Here is a 23,793-nt window from a genome sequence, read left to right as displayed (position 1 = left end):
GAGTCGCCGACTCAGTTCCAGATGGCCATCCCCATGGAGAGGTCACGCCGTTCGCTGAAGCCGTGTTTGGCATAGAGCGGACGGCCGGGCGGATCGGCCATCAGGGAGACGAAGGCCCCTTCGGGGGCGTCTTCACGGATGCGGGTGAGCAGCCAGGTGAGCACGGCGTCACCGAGCCCGCACCGTTGATGCTCGGGCAGTACGGCCATGTCGATGATGTGGAAGTACCAGCCGCCGTCGCCGATGACCCGACCCATGGCCACGGCAGGGCCGATATCGCCGTGGGTGACATGGCAGGCCGCCCAGCTTCCGGGGAGCCCGGCTTCGGCTTGAGCGGGGGTTCGTGGCGTCAGACCCGACTCGCGACGGAGCCGGAGGTAGTCCTCGATGGCGGGCGTTCCGCGGTGAAGCACGTAGCCCGATGGCATGGTCATAGCGAGATATTTCCACGAATCAAACGGCAGCCCAGTCATTTTCGACGGACGAACCACCGACAGGTCCGACAACACCTAGTTGTACACAACTAAATTGTGCGCAATACTTATCCAGAGTTCACCACCTCCGAATCGAAGGACGACACCATGGCCTCCCTGCACGACTTCACCGCCACCACCCTCACCGGCGAGGACAAGAAACTGTCCGACTACGCCGGGCAGGTCGTCCTCGTCGTCAACACCGCCTCCCAATGTGGCCTCACCCCACAACTCGACGGCCTGCAGAAACTCCACCACGACTACGCCGACCAAGGCCTGGCCGTCCTGGGCTTCCCCTGCAACCAGTTCGCGGGGCAAGAACCTGGCGACGCCGACGAGATCGGCGAATTCTGCACCAAGAACTACGGCGTCAGCTTCCACATGTTCGACAAAGTCGACGTCAACGGCAACGACGCCCACCCGCTCTTCGTCTGGTTGCGCTCGCAGAAACGCGGCGTGATCGCCGACAGCATCAAGTGGAATTTCACGAAGTTCCTGGTCGGCAAGGACGGGCAGGTCATCAAACGGTACGCCCCGACCACCAAACCGGAGAACCTGCGCGCCGACATCGAAGCCGCCCTGGCCCGCAACTGAACAGGCCATCGACCCCAGCCGTGCCCGACCGCCCTCCGACGGCTGGGCACGGTCGGTTCAGCTCGCCGTTTTCCCTTCGGGAGCCGACGAGGTCTTCCAACTGGTGACACCGACGACCTGCGGACGCAGGATGATCAGAACCGTCAACCCGATGGTCAACGCGCTCTGGTAGACGACGACCGTCAGACTCACCGTGTCGGAGACCGCCCCAGCGCCGAAAGCCACGGGAAACAGCGCCGTCATATTGCTGATCGCGTGCATCACCATCGGGATCTCCAAACCACCGGTGACCCAGAGCAGAATCCCCATGCAGATCGAGAAGACCGCCAACGCGAACATCCCGGAAAAGTCGTAGCTGTGGGCGAGCAGGAAAGGAATCACCGGAAGGACGATCGGGATGACCGGGGTTTTCGTCCACGCCCCGAGCACCTGCCCCATCAGCCCACGAAAGGCCACTTCTTCAGCGGCCGCCTGCAACGGGATGAGAATGACAACGAGGAGCGCGCCGATGAGAGCACTCGCGGTGATGCTGAAGGTGTAGTCGAAGAAAAACATCGGAACAGCTGTCGACACCACGTAGACCGGCAGGATGAGCTTCGTCGAACGCCACAACAGCGACGTGTTCAGCCACCCACACACCGCGAACAGCCCTCCCACCGGACGGCGCCCACCGTACCGGACGGCGAACATCGCTGCAGGTACGAGGATGATCAGCGAAAGCGTCGTCAACGTGAAGTCGATCGGCTTGGACGGCGCGATGCCGGCCTGATTGCCCACTCCCTGAATGAAGTTGGTGTGATCAGGGGCCACCAATTTCAGCGCCGTCGCGATCATCACCACGACGAAGACCAACGCGAGGTAGCCGACGTAGAGCAGGGCGACTTCAATGAGAGGCACCCACCACCGGTACCGCGGCGATCTCGTCGCCATCCGGAAGTAGTCGGTGCCCCATCGCCCGGCCTGCGCAGCTCCCCGACCAGAAGTCCTGGTGTCATTCACGTGGTGGGTGTGCAGGTCCGGATCAGGCATGAGGGGCGCCCTTTCTGATCGAAAGCATGAGGTCACCGATCGGATGACGTGGCCCGGCTCCGGTGAGCAGCGGAGCCGGGCCACGGGTCGGCCCCGCCAGCGTGCCAGGACATCTATGAAGAGTCCTGCATCAAAGCTGAAATCTGACAGCGACTTTTACGATCTCGTTGGATGACATGCCGAGTGAGCCGGGCGCACCCCTTTCCACCCGGCCACTTCTGGCGGACGGACATTCCCCGCCGGCCACCCCCCTGGGGATTTACGATGCGGCGATGGCGACTCTGACCCCTGCCACCCGGATGGGCCTGTCGATCGGCGTAGCAACAGGGCTCTACGGGCTGAGCTTCGGCGCGCTCGGCGTAGCCGCAGGACTGTCGGTGCTGCAGACCTGCGCCCTGTCACTACTGATGTTCACCGGCGGTTCGCAATTCGCACTCGTCGGAGTGCTTTCCGGCGGGGGCAGCTGGCCGTCGGCGGTGACAGCAGCCTCACTCCTGGGCGTGCGCAACGCCGTCTACGGGGTGCAGATGAACGAGCTACTCCGCCCGCACGGCCTGCTACGGCCCGCGATGGCCCACCTGACGATCGACGAATCGATGGCCACCGCGTCCGGTCAGGAGGACCCCGACGAACAACACCGCGGATTCTGGGCGGCAGGAGTGGCCGTCTTCATCTTCTGGAACCTGGCAACCTTCGTCGGCGCGCTCGCGGGCGCTTCGCTGGGCGACCCGAAGGTGTGGGGGCTCGACGGGGCGGCGGTCGCCGCCTTCCTGGGGTTGCTGTGGCCGCGCCTGCACGGACGTGGGCCGGTGCAGGTGGCGCTGATCTGCGCCGTCGTCACGTTGATGGCGACACCGTTCGTGCCGCCGGGGATCCCGATCGTGATGGCCGCCATAGTGGCTGTCGCCATCGCGTGGGTGCAGCACCGCCAGGAGGAGAAGTGATGACGCCCTGGCTGTGGCTCGGCCTGGCCTGCCTGATCGCCTTCGCCACCAAACTGCTCGGCTACCTCGTGCCCGAGTCCGTCCTGGACGCGCCGATCCTCCGCCAGGCGTCGGCCGCCTGCACGGTCGGCCTGCTCAGCGCCCTGGTGGTGGCGAATACGTTCACCACGGGGCAGAACATCACCTTCGACGCCCGCATCGCAGCACTCGCCGCAGCAGCCGTGGCGCTGATCCTGCGGGCACCGTTCATCGTCGTCGTCCTCGTGGGAATGATCGCTGCGGCGTTGGCTCGGCTGTTCTGAAGCTGTCGACGCCTCCGTGTAGAGCAAAACAGGTGCCAGCGCTGCAGAAATCCCGGCAGGGTTCGGCGCAATACTCGATCGAAGCACTCGTCCTGGCTGACACCGGGTCTGGGCCAACGGCCATGGCATTGCCACTGTTCACATGGCAGTGACCATTCGACCAGCCTTTTCGGTCAGTGCATCTCAGCACATCCGCCGCTCGGTGATGTAGCCATTCCGGTCGACGATAGGAGAGGGCTCATCGCAGAATGCGGTGTAGGTCGGGCCTGAAACTGCCGGTGCCCAGGAGCTCTGGTGATGTAGTTGGTCAGGTTGCGGAAGCTCAGGGCGATACCGCGGAGGTGCTCGAGTCGTCCGTTGATGGCCTCGGTGGACCCGTTGGATGTGCAGGGATGTTCGAAGTACGCCAGGACGTCCGCGGCGCGGCGTTTCAGGGTCCGGCCCAGGGTCTTGATCTCGACGAGCGCCACCTCGCATTGCAGCAGTCCCCATTTTCGGAGCCTGGACCGAGAACTGGAACACGGATCCCATGCCATCAGCAAGGCGTGGGCAGGGGGGCACTAAATTATGTTGCTATCCCCCGCCAACTTGGGTGATTCTTGCTCGATGAGGTTCCGATACTCAAGTGGTAGGCCGGACATCGGTGAGATTCCTGCAGTTATGGAGTGGCAAGGGTGCTGGTACAGCCAGTTAGCGGGCCAACCGGCACTCGTTCTCGTCGCCGAGACATCTACGAGTAACACATTTGGAACACTCCCCATCAGCGATGAGTCTTTCCGTTCCTATGGCGAACAGCTGGGCCTAGTCCTGGGGAAATCTACGAATTGCACGGCCCTAGCAGAAGCACCTCTTGAAGTGGTCCACGTTCCGGTCGGCCTCACCGTCCGGTATGTCTGCGCCGATGACCGACCCCTCGTTGCTTTTCTTCCCACAGCTCATATCTACGGAGACGCCCCGTCCAACGGAAGCGAAATCATCCTGATCATCTCCCGCTTACCGCCTACAAAGTTTAAGAACATCGGAGACCTGATCCGCACACAAAAGGGGCTTGCCCCTCGGGGGGTCGCGCGGTTCACATCCCTTCCTTTCGATAAAACTACACGCTACTCGTACGTTGGACCGCAATCAGAAGCACCAGCTTGTCCAGAGTTTAGTTCATCAGTACTCATCGATCAGAGCATCCTCATTGATGCTGAACGCGCAATAAAATATCCTGAGAAAAATCCGAAACGACTCCTTGACTTACGCGCCCACCTGAAATGGATAAAAGAGTTGGATTCGGTACCTGGTTTCGCACTTGCCGAATGCCGTGAAGGTCCGGGCGGAATCTCAGCCGCCAGGCAGCTGAGGGCCCATTGGAGGGCGTGGATGCTGTCAGACCCCTTAACCGTCAGCATCGAAGATTTGCGCGAGCACGTCAACGCATATTTGGCGGATCTTTCTCATCAGAAATCAGATGCCAACGACTATGGCGACGGCGACCGTGAATTATCGATGTTGAACTATTTAAGCATCCTTGAGGCAGCTCGCTTATATAGGCCAATGCACAACCAGAAGTTCCAGGCAGAAGAACGCATATCCGCTTGGCGCAGTTGGGTCGAGCAGATGAACAAGTTCGCGGGGTTCTCCGCTCATGCGACGCTTACAATTAGCGAGCTCTTACTTAATCGTGAAACGAACAGCAGCGGAAAGAAACGCAACGGAGCATCAGCCTTGTTAAAATTAAACCGAATTTGCCCACCCACACTGAATGAACTCCACGGAGCCGCATATGATCTTCTTTACTCAGCAATTTGCGACATCGCTCAGAGCGGCGAACTTCCGGATTACCATAAAAAAGTTTACCTTTTTACCGCAGATAAGCTACTTGTAGAGTTTCGTCAGCGAGTAGAACTTATCGGCCAGGTTGATATTGGAGGCCACGGAATAGGTTTACTTGCTTCCGATAAACTGCCATACTGGACACACTACTCACCTACTCAGAGAAACGAGCTTGATGAAATCGACCACCAACGGAACGCCGGAGCCCTAAGAAGGCTTCTGGAGGATTCGAAAGACGTGAACCATCGGCAAAACTTGATCAGGGAGCGGATTGGCGAATTAGAAGAATCGCTTCAGCGCGACGGAATTATCAGCTCTTCATAACTAGTGTCGTGAGTTGTTGGTTCGTTGGCAGTAGCTGGTGAGGGTGTCGAGGATCTGGTCGGTGGTCTTGGTCCAGACGAAGGGTTTGGGGTCGTTGTTCCAGTTCTGGGTCCAGGTCACGATGTCGCGTTCGAGCTCGATGACACAGCGGTGGGTTGAGCGCCGGGGTTTGCGGCGGGTGAGTTCGGCGAACCAGCGTTCGACGAGGTTGTGCCAGGACGCGCTGGTGGGCGTGAAGTGCAGGACCACGCGGGGGTGCTTGAGTAGCCAGGCCTTCACGGCCGGGGTCTTGTGCGTGGCTGGGGGCACCTCCCGCTCGCGGGGGAAGTTGTCCAGGACCAGGTGCAACTCCAGGTGCTTGGGAGTGGCCTTCTCGACTTCTGTGAGGAACCGCAGGAACTCGCTACTGCGGTGGCGATGGTGGTTCCGTGCGATGACTGCCCCGGAGAGGATGTCCATCGCCGCGAACGCTGTCGTGGTTCCGTGGCGGACGTAGTCGTGGGTGGCCCGCGCGGGCGTGCCGGGCATCATCGGCAGGATCGGCGTAGCCCGGTCCAGGGCCTGGACCTGGGACTGCTCATCCACCACCAGGACCAGGGCGTTCTGCGGGGGTGGCAGGTACAGGCCGACGATGTCACGGACCTTGTCCACGAACGCCGGGTCCTTGGACGACTTCGGTGGAGTCCACCGCGTGCGGTTTGAGACCGAAGGCCCGCCAGATCCGCGACACCTGGGTCTGGTTCAACCCCTGGTCCTTGGCCATGGACCGAGTCGACCAGCGAGTATCTCCGTTCGGCGGCACCCCGCTGAGGGTGCGGCTGATCAGCGTCTCGATCTGCTCGTCGGTCAGCTTGCGGGGCTGCCCCGGCCGTGGCGCATCATCCAACCCGTTCAGCCTCTCGGTCAGGAACCGGTCGCGCCACTTGGTCACCGTCGGGGCACTGACCCCCACCCGCCGCGCCACACCGGCCACCGACGACTCCTCGGCGTACGCCAACACGATCGAGGCCCGTTGCACCAACCGCGCCGACGACGTCGGCCGACGCACCCACCCCGACAGCACCGACCGCTCATGATCAGTCAGAACAAGAGACTTCGCAGCAGGACCCGGCATACACCAAGCCTACCGAACAAGCAACGTATTACCGCCTCACGACACTAGCGAAGTATGCTCCAGGCGGTGGGGTGCCCGGAGGGCGGCGCGCGAAGCGCCGCAGGCCGGAGGGCGGGGCCCCGCCGCAGCGCTGGCAAAGCCGGCGCTCTTGAACCAGTAGGGATGGTTTTGCCCCCGATGGTGCCGCAAGCCGCTACAACTGCTGGAGAAGCGGTCAGGGCATCCTGGTAGACAGGAGCAGCGCTGCCGACCTCGGGGACGGTCCGCCCGACCCCGAGGTCGGTCACAGTGATTTGCGCATGTGAACATCGTCCTGACCTGTCGTAGGTACGGCGTCCCAGCGGAAAATCTCCACGTATCCGAGCCGCTGATAGAACGCCGGGGCTTGGAATGAGAACGACGTGACGAAGCAGTGATCGGCACCGCGTCGCCGCGCCTCGTCTTCGAAGGCGGTGATCACAGCAGCTCCGATCCCCGTGCCGCGCTGGTCTTCGCGGACCCACGTCATTCCGACCCCGGCCGCTCGACCCCAGGTCCACCCGGAAACCCCGGCGACAAGGTCGCCGTCCGCCTCCACGCGGACCGATAGTTCCTCGGCCGAGGTGTCCATGGCGGCGGCATTGAAGGCGTCGAGCTCATCGCTGAGCCGTTGGTCAAGTTCGTCGTCATGTCCCCCGACCACGATCACCCGCGCCCCAGTCCGCGGGGCGACGGAGTCTGCGTTATGAGCCATCTACCTATCCATCCGAACGCCACAGCGGGGAAAAACACAGTGATGCACGCCGATGTTGTTTGTCATGGCGACATGGTCTCTCGCCGCGCCCCGCAGCGCGCATCGGCATGAGCAAGACTTCGCTCCACCCTTGCATGCCACCGACCGGAATTCTCCAGTTCTCAGGACCACGCAACGGCCACTCAGAGAGAGGACTTAGGGCCCTTTCTGTGCGACGATGCCCGGTTCGTTACCGGTAGCCGCATGCGTGGGGACATGGGGGCATCGTGGCTAGTTTCGACGTCGCGGCCGGACCTGGTGAGCAGCTGCGCACGTTGCGGCTCGGCATCACCATGCCTGACCTCATGGACTTGCTCGACCATCTGGCGGCCCTTGGCCCTGCAAGGGCGGAACTGGACCCCGGACTATCGTTAACGCTCGAAGACCCTTTGCCCGTCGCCGCAACACTGAGGATTTCGAGGCGCAGATTCGTCGGAAGCTGCATCAGGAAACGTTCATCGACCCGGCTCGTCCGCGTGTCACGCTGCAAGCGTTGTGGGATGCGCACGACTGCACCGGCTCGACGCAGCTGCGGGCCACGACGTGGCACAACCCCCCGACCAACAGGAAAGCCCCCCGCTAATGCGAGAGGCTTGTCCTGAGCCGCTTGTCGGAATCGAACCGACGACCTATTCATTACGAGTGAATCGCTCTGGCCGACTGAGCTAAAGCGGCAGACGCCCGCGTTCGCGTGAGCGAACGAGGATGCGGCTCCCCAGTATACGTACGGGGAGGGTCAGCTCCAAAGCGTCCGGCTGCGGGTCAGTGCTCCGGTCAGCACTTCACGTCGTGGTCGGGCACCTTGCCGTGGAGGAAGTAGTCGTCGACGGCCTGGTGCACGCAGCGGTTGCTCCGCATGTACGCGGTGTGTCCGTCGCCGTCGTAGGTGACCAGGCGGCTGCTCTTCAGCTGTTTGGCGAGCCGTTCGGACCAGGCGTAGGGGGTCGCCGGGTCGCGGGTCGTGCCGACCACCATGATCGGGTTCGCCCCCTCGGCAGCGATCTTGCGGGGTTTGCCGTCGGCCGGGGCAGGCCAGTTCGCGCACGTGTACGAAGTGCCCGCCATGTACGCACCCCATGTCGGGGCGATCTTCTTCGCTTCGGCGATCCGGGCTTCGCGTTGTTCCTTCGTCTGTTTCTCCGCCGGGTGGTCCAGGCAGTTCACCGCGGAGATGACCTGCATCAGGTTGCCGGTGTACCGGCCGCTCTTGTCACGGTCGACATAGCCCGAGGCCAAGGTGAACATGTCGGTGCCATCGCCGGCTTTGATGCCACGCAATGCTTTCGTGAGTTCCGGCCACTTCTGTTCGGCGTACATCGCCGACGCCAACCCGATCGACGCCCACCCCTCGGTCAACTGCTTGACCCGCTCGTCGCCCTTCACCGGCACCGGCTGGCTGTCGAGACGTTTCAACATGTCCCGCAGCGACTGCATGCCCTCGTCGACGCTGCCACCCAACGGGCAGGAGCCCTTCTTCACACAGTCGGCGACATAGGCGCGGGTCGCCGTCTCGAAACCTTCGGCCTGCCCGAAGGTCAGCTCCTTCTCCGTCAGATCAGGGGCGATCGCCCCGTCGAGGACGAACCGGCCCACCTGCTTCGGGAACTGCTCCGCGTACAGAGCGCCGATGAAGGTGCCGTACGACTTGCCCATGTACGTCATCTGGCGTTGCCCCAACGCCGCCCGGGCGATGTCCATGTCCTTGACGACATTGTTCGTCGACAGGTGCGGCAACAGGTTCGGGTACTTGCTCTGGCAGGCCTGCCCGAACTGCTTCGCGATCGTCTCCGCCTGTGCATTCTCCGCCGGGTCGTCCGGCGTCGGGTCGAAGGCGAACATCTCATCGGCCTGCTGGTCGTCCAGGCAGACGATCGGATTCGACTTGCCGACGCCCCGCGGGTCGACGCCCACCACGTCGTACGACTGGCGGACGTGCGGCGACACGATGTAGGTGGCCAACTTCGCATAGTCGGTGGCCGATGCGCCCGGGCCGCCCGGGTTGACGAAGAGCGCGCCCTTGGCCTCGCCCTGCGCCGGGACGCGCAACATCCGCAACTTCAGGGTCTCGCCGTCCGGTTTCTCGTAATCGACGGGGACGGTCAACCAGCCGCATTTCGCGTTGTCGCAGTCCTCCCACTGGACGGATTGTTTGTAGAACTTGGTCAGCTTCTCCCGCCCTGGTGGCGGCGTCGCAGCATCACTGCTGCTACCCGCCGGGGTCGACGCCGCCTGCTTGCCTCCCAGGGGACCGCCGGTACAGGCCGAGCAGACCATCGCCACACTCAGGGCCAGGACCACAGGTATGTGGCGCCTCCGGCCGGCACGGCCTTCCTGTGCTCCGGTGTGCATCACGTGTCCCACTCCTGTCGCCCGGATCTGTCGTCCGAGACTACCTATAAAACATGGGGAGTTCGTGATCGCCCATGCCGATCTGTGCTCGTCAACGCCTGTCGGACGTCTGCAGGGAAATGGCCATCGCCTCCAAGGCCAACAGCGGAGGGACGTTCGCAGAGATGCGTTCCCGCGCCTGCCCGACAGCATCGACGGCAGCGAGCACTCCCTCGGGTGAGAGGGCCTCGGCGAGGTGCTCGATCTCGGGTTGGAAGTCTTCGTTCATCAGGGGGACGGTGCGTCCGAAATGTAGAGCCAGGGCGTCTCGATAGACGGAAAGCAGGTCGACCAGTGCGCGGTCGATGACATCGCGTGAGTGTCGGGTTGCGCGGGCCTTCTGTTCTTTGTCGAGGGCAGCGAGCTGGGACCGCACGTGCGGGGGTTGGGTACGGGCGGCCGGGTCGACGCCGAGGGTCTCCAGGAGGCGGGTGCGTTCTTGGGTATTGCGGTCGGTGGCCGCTGACCCGGTCTCTTCGGCGGTGACGGCGATGATCTTCGCGGCGGCGTCGACGGCGTCGGGGACGGTGCGGATACGGCCGGTGAGCCGGATGATCTCCGCGCGCCGGTGGCGGGCGTCTTCGTCGAGAGCGAAGCGACAAGCGGCATCGATGTGTCCGTGGGCTGCACGGGCGGCGGAGAGCGCCAGCTCGGGGTCGACGCCATGTCTGCGCCGGACGAGTTCGGCGACGCCGTCGACCGGTGGGGTGCGCAGCCGCAGGTGCCGGGATCTACTGCGGATGGTGACGATGACGTCTTGCGGTGAAGGTGCGCACAGCAGCCACACCGTGCGGGAGGCGGGCTCTTCCAGGGCCTTCAGAAGGGCGTCCGCGGCGCGTTCGGTGAGCCGGTCGGCGTCTTCCACGACGAGGACCCGCCAGGGACCGACCGACGGCCGTAACGCTGCCGTCGAGGCGAGCGCGCGGGCTTGTTCGACTCTGATGGAGAGCCCTTCGGTGGTGAGGATCTCGACGTCGGCGTGGGTGCCGTCGGTGGCGGTGCGGCAGTCGCGGCAGTCTCCGCAGCCGCCTCGGGGGCATTCGAGGGCGGCGGCGAAGGCTCGGGCGGCGGTGGTGATCCCGGAGCCTGGGGGGCCGGTGAGCAGCCAGGCGTGGGTCATCGCGGCGGGGTCGGTGACCGCCTGTCCGAGGGTGCCGACGACGTGGGTTTGGCCGACGAGGTCGTCCCAGACGGTCACGTGGTCGCCGCCCCGAACCATCCGGTGGCCTCCAGCCGGGTGGTGACGATGGTGGCGATCTCGTCGGAGGTCGCTGAGCCGTCGACGACGAGATAGCGCTGGGGGTCGGCGTGTGCGAGGGCGAGGAAGTGTCCTCGGACGGTTTCGTGGAAGCGGACGGATTCCGCTTCCATCCGGTCGGGGGTGCGATTGCGGCGGGCTTGGGCGATGTCGACGGGGACGTCGAGGAGGACGGTGAGGTCGGGGAGGAGCCCGCCGGTGGCCCACAGGGAGAGTTCTTTGACCTCTTGGGCGCCCAGGTCGCGGCCGGCGCCCTGGTAGGCGATGGAGGAGTCCATGAACCGGTCGGTGATGACGTCTTTGCCTGAGGCGAGCGCGGGCCGGATGACGGTGTCGACGTGGTGGGCGCGGTCGGCGGCGAAGAGGAGGGCCTCGGCGCGGGCGGAGACTGCTCCGCCGTGGAGGAGGACGTCCCTGACCTGTCTGCCGAGTTCGGTGCCGCCGGGTTCGCGGGTGACGACGAGGTCACGTCCGCGGGCGTCGAGCCAGCGGGTGAGCCGGGCTATCTGGGTGGATTTTCCGGCGCCGTCGCCACCTTCGAAGGCGATGAGGACGCCTCGTGTCCGAGGGGCGCGCGTGTTCTCTGGCTGGTCCGCATCGTTCACGTCGGCAAGCCTAGGGGAGCCTGCCGACATGTGCACGGAGCGAGGGGTCCGTGCATCGGCCGGGTCAGGCGTAGGTGTTGACGTTGCGGCCGAGGCTGCCCTCGGTGGCGAGAGGCAGGGCCAGCGTGTCGAGGAGTTTGGTCGCGGCTTGTTGTTCGGTGTTCAGTGCTTTTTTGAGCACGGATACTTGGGCGTCCTGAACGGCGGCCTGGGTGCGTCCGTCGAGGACTGTGGCGGCCAGTGCGGCGACGTCCATGTCTTCTCCTGTTCCCTGGTGGTTCGGGTGACCTGTGATGTCTCACCCGGTGTGCTCATCGGCCAGAGGTCCAGGGGCCTTGAGCACACCGGTGAGAGTCGTTGCAGGTCGTTCGGGTTCAGGCGTCCTTGTCGGTCTTCTCCGCTGCGGGGGCGGCTTTCTTGGTGGCGGTCTTCTTCGTGGTGCTCTTCTTGGCCGCGGTTTTCTGGGCGGTGGTCTTCTTCGCCGTCGTCTTCTTCGCCGTCGTCTTCTTGGTCGTGGCCTTCTTGGTGGCGGTCTTCTTCGTGGCCCGTTTGCGGGTGCTGGGGCCCTTGGCGCGTTTCTCGGCGAGGAGTTCGTACGCCCGTTCGGCGGTCAAGGTCTCGATGTCGTCGTCGCGGCGCAGGGTCGCATTGGTCTCGCCGTCGGTGACATAGGGGCCGAAGCGGCCGTCCTTGACGACGACGGGACGCCCGCTGACCGGGTCGGCGTCGAACTGTGCCAGGGGCGGCTTGGCGGCTGCCCGGCCGCGCTGTTTGGGCTGGGCGTAGATCGCCAGGGCCTCTTCGAGGGTGATCTCGAAGATCTGATCCTCCCCGGCGAGGGAGCGGGAGTCGGTGCCCTTCTTCAGGTAGGGGCCGTAGCGGCCGTTCTGGGCAGTGATCTCCACCCCCTCGGCGTCGGTGCCGAGGACGCGCGGCAGGCTCATCAGTTGCAGCGCGGTGTCGAGGTCGACGGTGGCCAGGTCCATGCTCTTGAACAGGGAAGCGGTGCGCGGCTTCGGTTTGGCCTTGCCCTTGAGTGCTTCTTCCTCGGCGGTGAGCATCTCGGAGACGTAGGGGCCGTACCGGCCGGCTCTGGCGACGACGGTACGCCCGCTCTCCGGGTGGGTGCCCAGTTCACGGCCGTCGTCGGAGGCGACGTCCAACAGCTCCCGGGCCATGGCCGGGGTCATGTCCGCCGGGGGGATGTCGTCGTTGATGGTGGCGCGGCGGTTCTTCACCACGGCGCCTTCTTCGTCGGTGTCCTTCGCGGCGGGAGTGGCCTTCGCGGCGGGAGTGGCCTCCGCGGGGCCCTGGCCACCGGCCGCAGCCAGCTCTTCCACATAGGGGCCGTAGCGGCCGACCCGGACGACCATGCCGTCGCCCAACGGGATGGTGGAGATCTCGCGGGCGTCGATCTCGCCCAGGTCGTCGACCAGATGCCGCAGCCCTTCGACGCTGGTGGCCTCGTCGCCGAAGTAGAAGCGGTTCAACCAGTCGACCCGGGCCAGCCCGCCGCCGGCGATCTCGTCGAGATCAGCCTCCATCCGGGCGGTGAACTCGTAGTCGACCAGGACGGGGAAGTGCACCTCGAGCAGCTGGGTGACCGCGAAGGCCAGCCAGGTCGGGGCCAGGGCCGAACCGCGTTTGGCGACATAGCCGCGGTCCTGGACGGTGGCGATGGTCGCCGCATAGGTCGAGGGACGGCCGATACCTTTCTCCTCCATCGCCGCGACCAAGGACGCTTCGGTGTACCGGGCGGGCGGCGTGGTCTCGTGGCCCTCGGCGCGGCTGTCCCGCACCTGCGCCGCCACGCCGACACCGACCTTCGGCAGGCGCCGTTCCTGCTCGCGGCCGGCGGCTTTCGCGGTCTCCTCCTCGTCCCGGCCCTCCTCGTAGGCGGCGAGGAAACCGCGGAAGGTGATGACGGTGCCGCTGACGCTGAACTCGGCCCGGGAGAAGGGCGCCTTCGCCAGCTCGACCCCGAGCCGTACCGTCGCCGTCGAACCGCGGGCGTCGGACATCTGGGAAGCCACGGTGCGTTTCCAGATCAGTTCGTACAGGTCGAACTCCTGGCCGCGCAGCTCCCCGGCGATCTGCGCGGGGGTGCGGAAACGGTCACCGGCCGGACGGATCGCCTCGTGGGCCTCCTGCGCGTTCTTGACCTTCTTCTCGTAGCGGCGGGGGCTGTCCGGGACGTACTCCGCGCCGTACATGTCGCGAGCCTGCGTCCGAGCCGCGGTGAGCGCCGACTCGGACAAGGTGGTGGAGTCGGTACGCATATAGGTGATGAACCCGCCCTCATAGAGACGCTGGGCCACCGACATACAGGTCCGGGCAGTCATCCGCAGCTTGCGCCCGGCTTCCTGCTGCAGGGTCGACGTGGTGAACGGGGCGTAGGGGCGGCGGGTGTACGGCTTCTCGGTGACCTCGGTGACCGTCGCGGACGACGCGACCGCCGCCGCAGCGACCGCCGTGGCGGACTGCTCGTCGAGATGCACCAGAGCGTCGTTCTTCAACCGCCCGGTGTCGTCGAAGTCACGGCCGGCCGCGACCCGCGCACCGTCCACACTCGCCAGTCGGGCCTCGAAGACCTCCTTGCCGACCGCGAAGACTCCGTCGACATCCCAGTAGGACGCCGACCGGAAGGCCATGCGTTCCCGTTCGCGTTCGACCACCATCCGGGTCACCACGGACTGCACCCGGCCCGCGCTGAGCCCCTGACGCACCTTGCGCCAGAGCACCGGGCTGACCTCGTACCCGTAGAGCCGGTCGAGGATGCGCCGGGTCTCCTGGGCGTCGACCAGGCGGGTGTCCAGGTCACGGGTCTCGTTGACGGCCCGCTGGATGGCTTCCTTGGTGATCTCGTGGAAGACCATGCGGCGCACCGGCACCTTCGGCTTGAGCACCTCCAGGAGATGCCAGGCGATGGCCTCGCCCTCCCGGTCCTCATCAGTGGCCAGGAGGAGTTCGTCCGACTCCTTCAGCGCCTTCTTCAGCTCGCTGACCTGCCGTTTCTTGTCGGCGTCGACGACATAGTAGGGGTCGAAACCGTTCTCGACGTCGACCGCGAAACGCCCGTAGGGGCCTTTCTTCATGTCGGCAGGCATCTCCGACGGATTGGGCAGGTCACGGATATGACCGAAGGACGATTGAACCGTGTACCCCTCACCGAGGTACCCCGCGATCGACTTCACCTTGGTCGGCGACTCCACGATCACGAGCCGCCGAGCTGCACTACCTGCCACTGTGTATCCCTGTTCCTCTGCCACATAAGGCGGATTCGGCCCTCACCGCCGTGAGGGCCCCGGTCACGATATGACTCCGCGATCCGCGCCCGAGCGTAACGCTTCGTCGCGTCACCCTTCGCACGCCGGCGTGCAGAACACGACACGCTCCGTCGACGACGCCGACAGCCTCATCGACGTGACGGCCGCGAACGTGACGCCCACCGGTCGGTGAACCACCGTTCATACCGCGTTGGGCGTTCATTCCTGCCAGTGCCATGAACGCACACCAACTGCGAAAAAGCCACCTGTGAAAAGCATCCGACGTCGAAACACCGGCCCACAGACACCTTGCGCCCACCATGACACACCCAGGACGAGGTCGGCGAAGACGCAACACCGAAGACACCCCCGGCACCGGCGTCGGAGTGACCGAACACACGCCCGCCGCCCCACTCCGCACCGGCGTGTCGCCTTCGCGGGAATCGCCCGGGACGCGTCTCAGACCGGGAGCAGCAGGCCGTCCAGGATCAACTGCTCCACCGCCGGCCAGGCCCGATCGATCACCTCGTCCGCAGGCAGGTCCAAGAGCGCTGCGATACCGCCCAGAGCCTGCCCGGCCGTCAGATCGCCGTCGCAGACCCCGACCAGACCGGCCAGCACCGTGTCGGCCCGCACCGAGACCCCCAGGCCGCCGCCCTGGCGCAACAGGATGACGCTCGGATCCGACGCCCCGGGACGCCCGTAACGTTCCTCGGTCACATCCGGAGCCATCCGCCACACCCGCGCCAAAGCCTCCTTCCGACCGTGCTGCTCCAGCCACTCCCGAGCCGCGAGACGCGCCAACACCGCCGGGCCCATCGGGGAGGCCACCGGCCCGGAATGCTCCACCAGGTCCACCCGCCCCGGGCGGCCCGTCAGTGGACGACGCAAGGTCATCACCCCGAAACCGATCCGACCGACCCCGCGCTGGGCGAAATCGTCCAACCAGGCGTCCAACCACGTGTCGTGCTCCGGCGACCCCGGCTGAAGACCGGCGTCCCGCGCCCACAACTCGGCGTACTCCACCGGATCCTGCACATCACGTTGCACCACGAAGGCGTCCAAACCTGTACCGTCCAGCCAGCCCTGCCACACCTCACGCCAGTCCTGGCCCGGTGTGGTCTCCCAGTTGCCCAGCAGATGCGCCACCCCGCCGGGGGCCAGCCTCTCCGCGGCACCGCGCACCATCCGGGCGACGATCGCATCCCCCGCCGCGCCGCCGTCGCGATAATCGAACACCGGGACATCGGCACCCCGCGGTGTGATCACGAACGGCGGATTACTCACCACCAGGTCGAAAGTCTCCCCGTCCAAGGGCTCCCACAGACTCCCCCGGCGTACGTCCCACGACAGGCCGGCCAAGGCGGCATTGAACCTGGCGTAGGCCAACGCGCGCTCCGAGACGTCCGTCACCACGACCTCGTCGGCATGGGTCGACAGGTGCAAGGCCTGCACGCCGCAGCCGGTGCCGATGTCCGCCGCGCGGGCCACCTTCGTCCGAGGGGTCCACGACGCCAGGGTCAACGAGGCACCGCCGATGCCCAGGACGTGGTCGGCACGCAGTGGCGCACCGGTCACGACCCCGCCCAGGTCGGAAGCCACCCACCAGGTGTGCTGTTCGTCGCCGTACGGGCGTAGATCACAGCGTGCCCGCACCGTGTCTCCCCCGGCAGGCTCGATCAGCCCCAGCCGGGAGAGTCCTTCCACGCCGGTGCGGGTCAGCGCCCCGTCGATCGCGCCGACAGGCGTCTGCATACCCACGGAGAACAACCCGACCACCGCGGCCAGGGGGTCGCCCTTGAGATCGGCCAGCCGTCTCCGGGCGGCGAAGGGTTGCTCCCTGCCCAGGGCATCGACGGCTTGCGCCCCCAACAGGGAGTCGACGGCGTCCACCCGGAAACCGATATCGGTCAGGTCCTCTCGCAACCGCAGGACGAGATCGAGGTCGAGCACAGGGGTGTCGCAGGTCGTCATGAGTCGAGTCTGCCCGACATCAGGAGCAGGTGCCGCGCCCGGGCCACCATCGGCGATCCGTCACTCACCTCGAACGGATCGCAGGTCAGGCCGGTTCAGGCCGACTCAGGCGACGGGTTCGTCCTTGAAGATGTCGGCGCGCAGATCGAGCAGGATCCGGTTGAGCAATCTGGAAACCTGCATCTGACTGACGCCGATCTCCTGACCGATCTGTTCCTGCGTCCAGCCACGCACGAAGCGCAACAACAGAATTCGTCGATCACGTTCGCTGAGACGTTGCAAGGCCGGGCGTAGGGCCTCCATGTTCTCCACGTGATCGAAATGGTCGGCCTCGTCGACGAGCAGATCGGCCAGGGCCGACACCGTGCCAGGCCGCCCCGGCGAATCCAGGCTCACCGCGCTGAAACATCCGTCCGCCCGCTCGGCCTCGTCCACCTCACCACGGGGCACCCCGAGGCGGTCGGCCAACTCGTCGGACGTCGGTAGACGGCCGTTCTCCTGCTGCAGATCCGAACGGGTCACCGCGACCTGACTGCGTAATTCCTGCAGACGCCGCGGCGGCCGAACCACCCAACCGAAGTCACGGAAATGCCGTTTGATCTCCCCGGAGATCGTGGGCACCGCGTAGGACAGGAAGGACGGACCCTCCCCCAGGCGGTACCCCTGCGAAGCCTTCACCAGCCCCAGGTAGGCGACTTGCACGAGATCGTCGGACTCGATGCCACGCTGGCGGTACCGAGCCGCGATCGACTCGGCCACCGGACCGTTGAGCAGCACCACCTGGTCGAGATAGCCCTGGCGGGCATCGGGATCATCGCAGTCCGCAGCGAGCGAGAGCAGCTCCTGGCTGCGCTCGTCGCGAGTAGCCGGCTCCAGATCGCCGATATGTCGGCCGTGGAGCCAGACCGGCAATTCACCGGCCGCTTGAAAAAGACTGCGAGGCAAGCATTCACTCCCAAAGGCAGGTCATCGAGAGCTCAAAACCTGAGCCCCTCAAGCACGCTAACCACCAACCAGGACCATACGCAACGAAATGGGCACAATCGTCCCATTACAGGTGAATCACAGAATGCCCCGCGATATCAGGAAACATCCTCCGCCGGGAAAGAACCCACCGCTTCGGCCACTGTTGCATACATCGGGAAGACCGTATCCAGTCCAGTGATCGACAGCACCCGCAACATCCGCGGCTCAGCACACACCAACCGCATCGAGCCCCGCCGCGCCCGCACCACCTTCAGCCGACCGATGAGCACCCCCAGCCCGGTCGAATCCATGAATGGGACATCGCTGAGGTCGACGACCAGCCGTGACTGCCCGGTGATCAGGACCTTGTCCAATCCGTCGCGGAGCCGCACCGCATTACTCACGTCGACGTCCCCGGACACCGAAACCACGGCAATGCCATCCTCTTCGCGGGTCGCTACTTCGAGATCCGCCATACCGGCTCCTTCCGTCGGGGCACACGATATCCACTCCGGACGGGAGCGGGCGACGCCGTCGCGCCAAACGGACCGGGGGAGAAAAATCCGCGGCCGCTTACGGACACAACAACACACACCGGGCCCTCGTGTCATACGTTGAGAAAATCATGACCGATGCCGGTGGCCAGGACGGACGACCCAGCGACCTGCTGGAGCTTCTCCTGACCTCCGCACCAGAGCGCATACGCCACCTCCGTCACCGCCCCGCGCAGCCCGGCGTCCACGCCGAACTGCCCGACTGGGTCGCACCTCCCCTCGTCGAAGCCCTCGGACGACAAGGCATCCACGCCCTGTGGCGCCACCAACGCGAAGCTGCCGAACTGCTGCACCACGGAGATCACGTCGTCATCGCCACCGGAACCGCCTCCGGGAAGAGCCTGAGCTACCTCCTGCCAGCACTCACCGCCGTCTCCCAAGGGGTGCGCACGCTCAACGGCCGAGGCGCCACCGCCCTGTACCTCGCCCCCACCAAAGCACTCACCGCCGACCAAGAAGCCCGCGTCGCCGCCCTCGAGCTGCCCGGCGTCCGCGCCGCCACCTTCGACGGCGACACCCCCGCAGAGGAACGCCGCCGCATCCGCGCCCAGGCCAACTACCTGCTCACCAACCCCGACATGCTGCACCACACCCTGCTGCCCCGGCACCAGGAATGGGCCCCCTTCCTCCGCGCGCTGAACTACGTGGTGATCGACGAATGCCACATGTACCGGGGCGTCTTCGGCGCACATGCCGCCGCCGTCCTGCGCAGGCTGCGCCGACTCTGCCACCACTACGGCGCCCACCCGACCTTCGCGCTCTCCTCGGCGACCTCCGCCGACCCGGCCAGCCAGGCCACCGCCCTCTGCGGCCTCCCGGTCACGGCGATCACCCGCGACGACTCCGCCCAAGGCACCCGACACATCCTGTTCTGGGAACCACCCCTGACGCAGAGCACCGAAGGCACCCCGAAACACCGCAGCGCCCTCGCCGAATCGGCCCGTCTGCTCGCAGCCGCCGTCGACACCGGCGTGCAAGCCGTCGTCTTCACCCGATCCCGAGCCGGAACCGAGATCCTCGCCGCCCAGACCCGCCAACTCCTCGCTCTCATCGGCGAGCGCCGGGCTGCCGCCGAGGAGGGCACCGGCGCAGGCATCGCCGCCTACCGGGGCGGCTATCTCCCCGAGGAGAGGCGTCAGCTCGAGCACGGCCTGCGCGACGGGTCGATCCGTGGAGTCGCGGCGACGACCGCCCTGGAGCTGGGGGTCGACATCAGCGGCCTCGATGCCGTGATCGTCGCCGGTTGGCCCGGCACGCGTGCTTCCTGGTGGCAGCAGGTCGGCCGGGCCGGGCGCAGCGGTGCCGATGCCGTCGCGATCTTCGTCGCCGACGACGACCCTTTGGACACCTACCTGCTGCATCACCCCGAAGCCGTGCTGGGCGAACCGGTCGAAGCCACCGTCCTCGACCCGGACAACCCCCACGTCCTGGGCCGTCATCTCCTCGCCGCCGCCGCCGAATCGCCGTTGACCTCGAAGGACAGCGGCTACTTCGGTGCCGGGCTGTTCCCGCTCGTCGATGCTCTCACCGATCACGGCTCGTTACGACGCAGGCCCCACGGATGGTGCTGGATCGGCCGGAGTCGACCCACCGATCAGTTCTCCCTGCGTGGCGCCTCTCAGGTGGTGCACATCACCGACCGGGACACCGGGCGAGTGATCGGCACCGTCGATGCCGCCCGCGCCGATGCCACCGTGCACACCGGCGCGGTCCATCTCCATCAAGGACAGACCTTCGTGGTCACCCAGCTCGACCTCGACACAGGCATCGCGCTGGTCGTTCCCGGCGACCCCGGCTGGGTCACTCAGGCCCGCACCCGTTCCGCCTTCGACATCCGCACCCTCACCGAAGAGCGTCGCGCCGGGGCGGTCACCGTCACCACCGGTGCCGTCGCCGTACGTCAGCAGGTCGTCTCCTTCCAGCGACGCACCGCCACCGGCGACGTCCTCGGCGAGCACCCCCTCGATCTGCCCGCACGAACCCTGGACACCCGGGGCGTGTGGTGGACGATCACCCCGGAGCTGCTCGCCTCGGCCGGTATCGATCCCGCCCGGACGGCGGGAGCTGCTCATGCCGCCGAGCATGCCGCCATCGGTCTGCTTCCCCTCATCGCCACGGCCGACCGGTGGGATATCGGCGGTGTCAGCGCCGCCTGGCATCCGGATACCGGGCTGCCCACTGTGCTGGTCCACGACGGGCATCCCGGTGGTGCAGGATTCGCCGACCGCGGCTATCGCCGGATCGAGACCTGGCTGACCGCCACCCGCCAGGCCGTTGCTGAATGCCCCTGTACCCGAGGCTGCCCCAGCTGCGTGCACTCCCCCAAGTGCGGGAATGGCAATCGTCCCCTGGACAAGGCCGGAGCAATCCTGCTCCTGGACCTGGTCCTTCACGCCCTCGCCGGGTCCCCGCCGCCCCCTGTGGGCTCAGCATGACTCGACTCGGCACTCTCCGGCGCCGGACCGGCCTGAGCCCGTGCCCGCGCCTCCGGCAGCCCCGGCCAGGAGGGTGCGGACGACGTCGACACCGCCACGTCCTCCCCGTGCACCGCACAGGAGACCAACTCGGCGGCATTGGACCGGGCCAGGAGTTCCGCACGGGTGCATGCCTCGCCGGCGTCTCCGGTGATCGCCAAGGTCGCCGCTCCGGCCAAGGCAGACAGGTCCGCCGCGGCAGCTGCCCGGTGCCCGGCCAGGACCGCTGAGGCCAGTGCCGATCCGGCCAGCAGCAGCACGGTGATGACACCGATCAGGCCAAGGGCCAGCACACTCGCCGAGCCGTCCTCCCCCGCCCGTTCTTCCGCCAGGTCTTCCCGACCCGTTTCGGTCTGGCCGCCCGGCTCCGCCCGCCCCGTCATCGGGGCGTCTCCCCGATGCTCTGTTCGTCTTCGGCCGTCGCGCTCGCCGACAGCCCGGGTAGTTCCGAGAGCGGCCACAGCCCGCTGGGTGTCGTCGCGACCTGCACGGTGACCAGCCCCCCGCTGCGGGAGATGGCGACGCTGGCTCCTTCGGGAGCTCCCCGCTTCGCGACCTGTCCGACGACGTCCGGGCTCTCTCCTCGGGCTGCGGCCCGCGCGCCGGCACGTGCTGCATCTACGCACCGGATCTGGTCGATGCTGTACCGGCCCGCGCCGAGGGCCAGTGCGAGGACCAGGACCACCGCGGGCAGCGCGGTCGCGAACTCCGCGGTGACCATGCCGGATTCCCTTGCTCGCCGGGGGCGGCCGCCGACGAGAGGTACTCGCCGGCGGCACCGCCTCACTGCCCCAGGCCGAGCGCTCGCGTGATGATGCCGAGCAGCGCAGCCTTGATCTCGGGGGAACGGACGACGGCGATGAGCAGGGCGGCGAAGGTGCAGGCGGCGACAGTGCCGATGGCGTATTCGGCGGTGGTCATCCCGGCTTCGCGTGCGCGGCGTCCGGGTCGGCCGGTCACGAGGGACGGCAGGTGGTGTCGGCGCAGCAGGCGTCGGGTCATGGTGGTCCTCGACTTTCTGGGAAGGAGACGGGGTGGAACCGCTCCAGCCTGCGCGGGATGCCAGCGCTCGGGCGCAACGTCCTTCCTGCCTGTGGGTGGTCGGGGGATGTGTGGAGGGTTGTGGACGCGTCGGTCAGGCGAGGTAGAGGAGGAAGACGAGCACGGTGATCAGTCCGCTCATCGTCAGATGCCGGACGCTGCGTTCGGCGAGCAGCGCGACGAATTCGCGGAGGAAAGCCGCTGGACGGTAGTACCCGGCGGTATGTGATCCGACGACTTTCATACCGGCTTTGAGCCGTCGGACGATCACTGCGGTGCGCACTGCGTGGAAGTCGTTGGTGCAGACCACGACATTCGCGTCTTCCAGGCCGTTCTCGTCGAGGACGAGATAGGAGAACCTGATGTTCTCCTCGGTCGTCCTCGACAGGTCCTCCAGGAGGATCTTGCACGGGTCGATGCCGCGTTCTTGCAGGTAACGGCCCATTGCGACGGCTTCGCTGACGAGTTCGTCGGGGCCTTGTCCGCCGGAGGTCACCATGTAGACCGCTTCCGGGTCGGGGGCCAAGGCTCTGACTTCCAGGGCCTGGTCGAGTCTGGCCGCCAGCAGGGGGGTGACGCGGGCTCCGGCGAGCCCTGCGCCGAGGGTGATCACCACTTCGGCGTCCTCCGGAACGGGAAGATGGGAGTGCGCCACCGCGTAGGCGATGTAGGCGACCAGGTGCATCACGATGTAGATCCCGACGCACAGCATGGCCACGGCGGGTACGGCCAGGGGCGCGAAGATCGAGGTGGGTGAGCGCAGCAGCGACCACACGGTGGCTGCTGGGACGAGGACCATCGCTGTGCCCAGGCTGAGGGGCAGCAGCGTGGTGATGCCGATACCTTCACGGAACATGACCAGTACGCCGTTGGTGACGAGGGCTCCGACGACGACGAAGAAGACCAGGGGGACCGACAGCGCCATCAGGGCGACCACGATGGAGAAGCCGAGGCTGCCACCGAGCACGGCCGACCAGGCGATGAGGGAGAAGGCGGCCGCTCCGAGAGTGGCGATCAGGAGGAAGCCGTCGGTGACCCGCCCGGTGTCCTTGCGGAGCCGGTAGACGAAGGTCCATCCCAAGAAGAAGGTGACGATAGTGGGGCCGGCCACGAGAATCGTGGTCACTATCGTCCAGATCCGTTCCATCCGTGCTATCCCCGTCGAGCTCGTGCGAACGTACGTCCCGGGGATGCCCAGGTGATTATCGGCTCAGACTACTCCCGGGTAGCGCCATCCCGGCGAGCAGTCCAGCGATGACGAATTCGACCTTTCGGTCTAGATCACCGCGAGAAGCCCAGGACTCGTCGGGCTGGATGATCGTGGGCAGCCCGGTACGAGCTGATTCTTCGGCGAGCCGGGCCCGGGCAGCGTCCAGGCCGGTACGTCCTTCCTGGTCGCATCGGCGCATCATCGTGACCGCGATATGGGTGGCGATGACGGTGTCTCCGATGAAGTCGAGCGCGAACTCGGAGCGTTCGCGAGATAGGCCTGCGTCCTCCAGTTGGCGGAGGCAGGTGTGCAGATTCTTCTGGATGTGGCTGTGTTGGCCGGGGGTGGTGAGCAGGACGAGTGCGATGCCGGGGTGCGCCTCGCAGAACCGCCATACACCGTCGGCGTACGAGCGGAGTTGGTCGGGCCAACTCAGGTTCGGGTCGGGCCAGGACAGGGTGTGAGCAGCGCGGTGCAGGCAGGCGTGCACCAGATCCTCCCTGGAGGGGAAGAGCCGGTAGAGCGCCGAGGTACCTACCCCGACCTGTTCGGCGACGCGAGCGAGGGTGAACTCGGCGATCCCGATGTCGAGTGCGGCGGTGACGACCTCGTCCCGGGTGAAGGACGGTTTCGGTCCGGTTTTGCGGCCGAGCCGTCGAACGGGGGCGGTCATAGACCCCATGG

General features: G+C 66.0%; 21 protein-coding genes, 1 tRNA gene and 2 pseudogenes. 5 read left to right on the top strand and 19 right to left on the bottom strand.

What is annotated here, in order from left to right; genetic code table 11:
- Nucleotides 1-11: 11 nt before the first annotated feature.
- Nucleotides 12-434, bottom strand: coding sequence for a GNAT family N-acetyltransferase (locus DX923_RS02340; protein WP_116112409.1), 423 nt, complete (start codon nucleotides 432-434; stop codon nucleotides 12-14).
- 147 nt (nucleotides 435-581) lie between these two features.
- On the opposite strand from DX923_RS02340, the gene DX923_RS02335 reads away from it, so the two are divergent.
- Nucleotides 582-1,067 carry a glutathione peroxidase gene (locus tag DX923_RS02335; protein WP_116116105.1) on the top strand — a complete coding sequence of 162 codons (486 nt, stop codon included), beginning with the start codon at nucleotides 582-584 and terminating at the stop codon, nucleotides 1,065-1,067.
- Between the two features lie 57 nt (nucleotides 1,068-1,124).
- On the opposite strand, the gene DX923_RS02330 is transcribed toward DX923_RS02335, so the two are convergent.
- Complete coding sequence (locus tag DX923_RS02330) at nucleotides 1,125-2,096, bottom strand: CPBP family intramembrane glutamic endopeptidase (protein WP_116112407.1); 972 nt, start codon at nucleotides 2,094-2,096, stop codon at nucleotides 1,125-1,127.
- Between the two features lie 272 nt (nucleotides 2,097-2,368).
- On the opposite strand from DX923_RS02330, the gene DX923_RS02325 reads away from it, so the two are divergent.
- Together DX923_RS02325 and DX923_RS02320 are read left to right on the top strand one after the other, a co-directional pair.
- Complete coding sequence (locus DX923_RS02325; protein WP_116116104.1) at nucleotides 2,369-3,040, top strand: AzlC family ABC transporter permease; 672 nt, start codon at nucleotides 2,369-2,371, stop codon at nucleotides 3,038-3,040.
- Nucleotides 3,040-3,342: an AzlD domain-containing protein gene (locus tag DX923_RS02320; protein ID WP_116112406.1), complete on the top strand. Its 303-nt coding sequence runs from the start codon at nucleotides 3,040-3,042 to the stop codon at nucleotides 3,340-3,342. The genes DX923_RS02325 and DX923_RS02320 overlap by 1 nt, the downstream gene beginning before the upstream one ends.
- A gap of 238 nt (nucleotides 3,343-3,580) precedes the next feature.
- Here DX923_RS02320 and DX923_RS02315 read toward each other — a convergent pair.
- A pseudogene (locus DX923_RS02315) lies at nucleotides 3,581-3,878 on the bottom strand (transposase).
- Nucleotides 3,879-4,197: 319 nt separating this feature from the next.
- Between DX923_RS02315 and DX923_RS16065 the strand changes: the two are divergent.
- Entirely contained in the window at nucleotides 4,198-5,487 is a 1,290-nt protein-coding gene (locus DX923_RS16065) for a hypothetical protein (RefSeq protein WP_162872722.1), read from the top strand.
- Here the strand turns inward: DX923_RS16065 and DX923_RS02305 are convergent.
- From DX923_RS02305 to DX923_RS02255, 11 genes and pseudogenes are all read right to left on the bottom strand, one after another.
- A pseudogene (locus tag DX923_RS02305) lies at nucleotides 5,488-6,601 on the bottom strand (IS630 family transposase).
- Between the two features lie 283 nt (nucleotides 6,602-6,884).
- Nucleotides 6,885-7,334 (bottom strand): GNAT family N-acetyltransferase, encoded by a 450-nt coding sequence (locus DX923_RS02300; protein WP_116112403.1) that lies wholly within the window; start codon nucleotides 7,332-7,334, stop codon nucleotides 6,885-6,887.
- A 640-nt stretch (nucleotides 7,335-7,974) separates the two neighbouring features.
- Nucleotides 7,975-8,048 (bottom strand) — tRNA-Thr (locus tag DX923_RS02295).
- A 99-nt stretch (nucleotides 8,049-8,147) separates the two neighbouring features.
- Nucleotides 8,148-9,722 carry an alpha/beta hydrolase gene (locus DX923_RS02290; RefSeq protein ID WP_116112401.1) on the bottom strand — a complete coding sequence of 525 codons (1,575 nt, stop codon included), beginning with the start codon at nucleotides 9,720-9,722 and terminating at the stop codon, nucleotides 8,148-8,150.
- 91 nt (nucleotides 9,723-9,813) lie between these two features.
- Nucleotides 9,814-10,959 carry a DNA polymerase III subunit delta' gene (locus DX923_RS02285; protein ID WP_116116103.1) on the bottom strand — a complete coding sequence of 382 codons (1,146 nt, stop codon included), beginning with the start codon at nucleotides 10,957-10,959 and terminating at the stop codon, nucleotides 9,814-9,816.
- Nucleotides 10,956-11,624: a dTMP kinase gene (gene tmk / locus DX923_RS02280; RefSeq protein ID WP_430732289.1), complete on the bottom strand. Its 669-nt coding sequence runs from the start codon at nucleotides 11,622-11,624 to the stop codon at nucleotides 10,956-10,958. Before tmk ends, DX923_RS02285 begins: the two co-directional genes overlap by 4 nt.
- A gap of 64 nt (nucleotides 11,625-11,688) precedes the next feature.
- A complete protein-coding gene (locus DX923_RS02275; protein ID WP_116112398.1) occupies nucleotides 11,689-11,880 on the bottom strand; it encodes a YjfB family protein in 192 nt (63 codons plus the stop codon).
- A 118-nt stretch (nucleotides 11,881-11,998) separates the two neighbouring features.
- Nucleotides 11,999-14,869 (bottom strand): type I DNA topoisomerase, encoded by a 2,871-nt coding sequence (topA, locus tag DX923_RS02270; RefSeq protein WP_116112397.1) that lies wholly within the window; start codon nucleotides 14,867-14,869, stop codon nucleotides 11,999-12,001.
- A 480-nt stretch (nucleotides 14,870-15,349) separates the two neighbouring features.
- Nucleotides 15,350-16,864, bottom strand: a complete 1,515-nt coding sequence (locus tag DX923_RS02265) for a DUF7059 domain-containing protein (RefSeq protein ID WP_116112395.1) — start codon at nucleotides 16,862-16,864, stop codon at nucleotides 15,350-15,352.
- Nucleotides 16,865-16,969: 105 nt separating this feature from the next.
- Complete coding sequence (locus DX923_RS02260; protein WP_240322705.1) at nucleotides 16,970-17,809, bottom strand: sigma-70 family RNA polymerase sigma factor; 840 nt, start codon at nucleotides 17,807-17,809, stop codon at nucleotides 16,970-16,972.
- A 137-nt stretch (nucleotides 17,810-17,946) separates the two neighbouring features.
- Complete coding sequence (locus DX923_RS02255; protein ID WP_116112393.1) at nucleotides 17,947-18,306, bottom strand: STAS domain-containing protein; 360 nt, start codon at nucleotides 18,304-18,306, stop codon at nucleotides 17,947-17,949.
- A gap of 149 nt (nucleotides 18,307-18,455) precedes the next feature.
- Here DX923_RS02255 and DX923_RS02250 point away from each other — a divergent pair, with 149 nt between their 5' ends.
- Nucleotides 18,456-20,819 (top strand): DEAD/DEAH box helicase, encoded by a 2,364-nt coding sequence (locus tag DX923_RS02250; RefSeq protein WP_116112392.1) that lies wholly within the window; start codon nucleotides 18,456-18,458, stop codon nucleotides 20,817-20,819.
- On the opposite strand, the gene DX923_RS02245 is transcribed toward DX923_RS02250, so the two are convergent.
- From DX923_RS02245 to DX923_RS02225, 5 genes are all read right to left on the bottom strand, one after another.
- Nucleotides 20,774-21,241: an Rv3654c family TadE-like protein gene (locus tag DX923_RS02245; RefSeq protein ID WP_116112390.1), complete on the bottom strand. Its 468-nt coding sequence runs from the start codon at nucleotides 21,239-21,241 to the stop codon at nucleotides 20,774-20,776. The genes DX923_RS02250 and DX923_RS02245 overlap by 46 nt on opposite strands.
- A complete protein-coding gene (locus DX923_RS02240) occupies nucleotides 21,238-21,579 on the bottom strand; it encodes a TadE family type IV pilus minor pilin (protein ID WP_116112388.1) in 342 nt (113 codons plus the stop codon). The genes DX923_RS02245 and DX923_RS02240 overlap by 4 nt, the downstream gene beginning before the upstream one ends.
- A gap of 62 nt (nucleotides 21,580-21,641) precedes the next feature.
- Nucleotides 21,642-21,860, bottom strand: coding sequence for a DUF4244 domain-containing protein (locus DX923_RS02235; protein ID WP_116112387.1), 219 nt, complete (start codon nucleotides 21,858-21,860; stop codon nucleotides 21,642-21,644).
- A gap of 133 nt (nucleotides 21,861-21,993) precedes the next feature.
- Nucleotides 21,994-23,025, bottom strand: a complete 1,032-nt coding sequence (locus DX923_RS02230) for a YdcF family protein (RefSeq protein WP_162872721.1) — start codon at nucleotides 23,023-23,025, stop codon at nucleotides 21,994-21,996.
- Nucleotides 23,026-23,101: 76 nt separating this feature from the next.
- A complete protein-coding gene (locus tag DX923_RS02225) occupies nucleotides 23,102-23,782 on the bottom strand; it encodes a TetR/AcrR family transcriptional regulator (protein ID WP_162872720.1) in 681 nt (226 codons plus the stop codon).
- Nucleotides 23,783-23,793 lie beyond the last annotated feature (11 nt).

Source organism: Austwickia chelonae, assembly GCF_003391095.1.
GTDB classification, from domain to species: domain Bacteria; phylum Actinomycetota; class Actinomycetes; order Actinomycetales; family Dermatophilaceae; genus Austwickia; species Austwickia chelonae_A.
Note: the sequence above shows the minus strand (reverse complement) of the source record. Positions and strands in the feature narration are given on the sequence as shown.

Coding starts and splice junctions, on each gene's coding strand:
- DX923_RS02335 (WP_116116105.1), top strand. CDS start 582: ATGGCCTCCCTGCACGACTTCACCGCCACCACCCTCACCGGCGAGGAC.
- DX923_RS02300 (WP_116112403.1), bottom strand. CDS start 7,334: ATGGCTCATAACGCAGACTCCGTCGCCCCGCGGACTGGGGCGCGGGTG.
- DX923_RS02235 (WP_116112387.1), bottom strand. CDS start 21,860: ATGACCCGACGCCTGCTGCGCCGACACCACCTGCCGTCCCTCGTGACC.
- DX923_RS02225 (WP_162872720.1), bottom strand. CDS start 23,782: ATGACCGCCCCCGTTCGACGGCTCGGCCGCAAAACCGGACCGAAACCG.
- DX923_RS02330 (WP_116112407.1), bottom strand. CDS start 2,096: ATGCCTGATCCGGACCTGCACACCCACCACGTGAATGACACCAGGACT.
- DX923_RS02240 (WP_116112388.1), bottom strand. CDS start 21,579: ATGGTCACCGCGGAGTTCGCGACCGCGCTGCCCGCGGTGGTCCTGGTC.
- DX923_RS02320 (WP_116112406.1), top strand. CDS start 3,040: ATGACGCCCTGGCTGTGGCTCGGCCTGGCCTGCCTGATCGCCTTCGCC.
- DX923_RS02340 (WP_116112409.1), bottom strand. CDS start 434: ATGACCATGCCATCGGGCTACGTGCTTCACCGCGGAACGCCCGCCATC.
- DX923_RS02290 (WP_116112401.1), bottom strand. CDS start 9,722: ATGCACACCGGAGCACAGGAAGGCCGTGCCGGCCGGAGGCGCCACATA.
- DX923_RS02275 (WP_116112398.1), bottom strand. CDS start 11,880: ATGGACGTCGCCGCACTGGCCGCCACAGTCCTCGACGGACGCACCCAG.
- DX923_RS02255 (WP_116112393.1), bottom strand. CDS start 18,306: ATGGCGGATCTCGAAGTAGCGACCCGCGAAGAGGATGGCATTGCCGTG.
- DX923_RS02245 (WP_116112390.1), bottom strand. CDS start 21,241: ATGACGGGGCGGGCGGAGCCGGGCGGCCAGACCGAAACGGGTCGGGAA.
- DX923_RS02265 (WP_116112395.1), bottom strand. CDS start 16,864: ATGACGACCTGCGACACCCCTGTGCTCGACCTCGATCTCGTCCTGCGG.
- DX923_RS02250 (WP_116112392.1), top strand. CDS start 18,456: ATGACCGATGCCGGTGGCCAGGACGGACGACCCAGCGACCTGCTGGAG.
- DX923_RS02325 (WP_116116104.1), top strand. CDS start 2,369: ATGGCGACTCTGACCCCTGCCACCCGGATGGGCCTGTCGATCGGCGTA.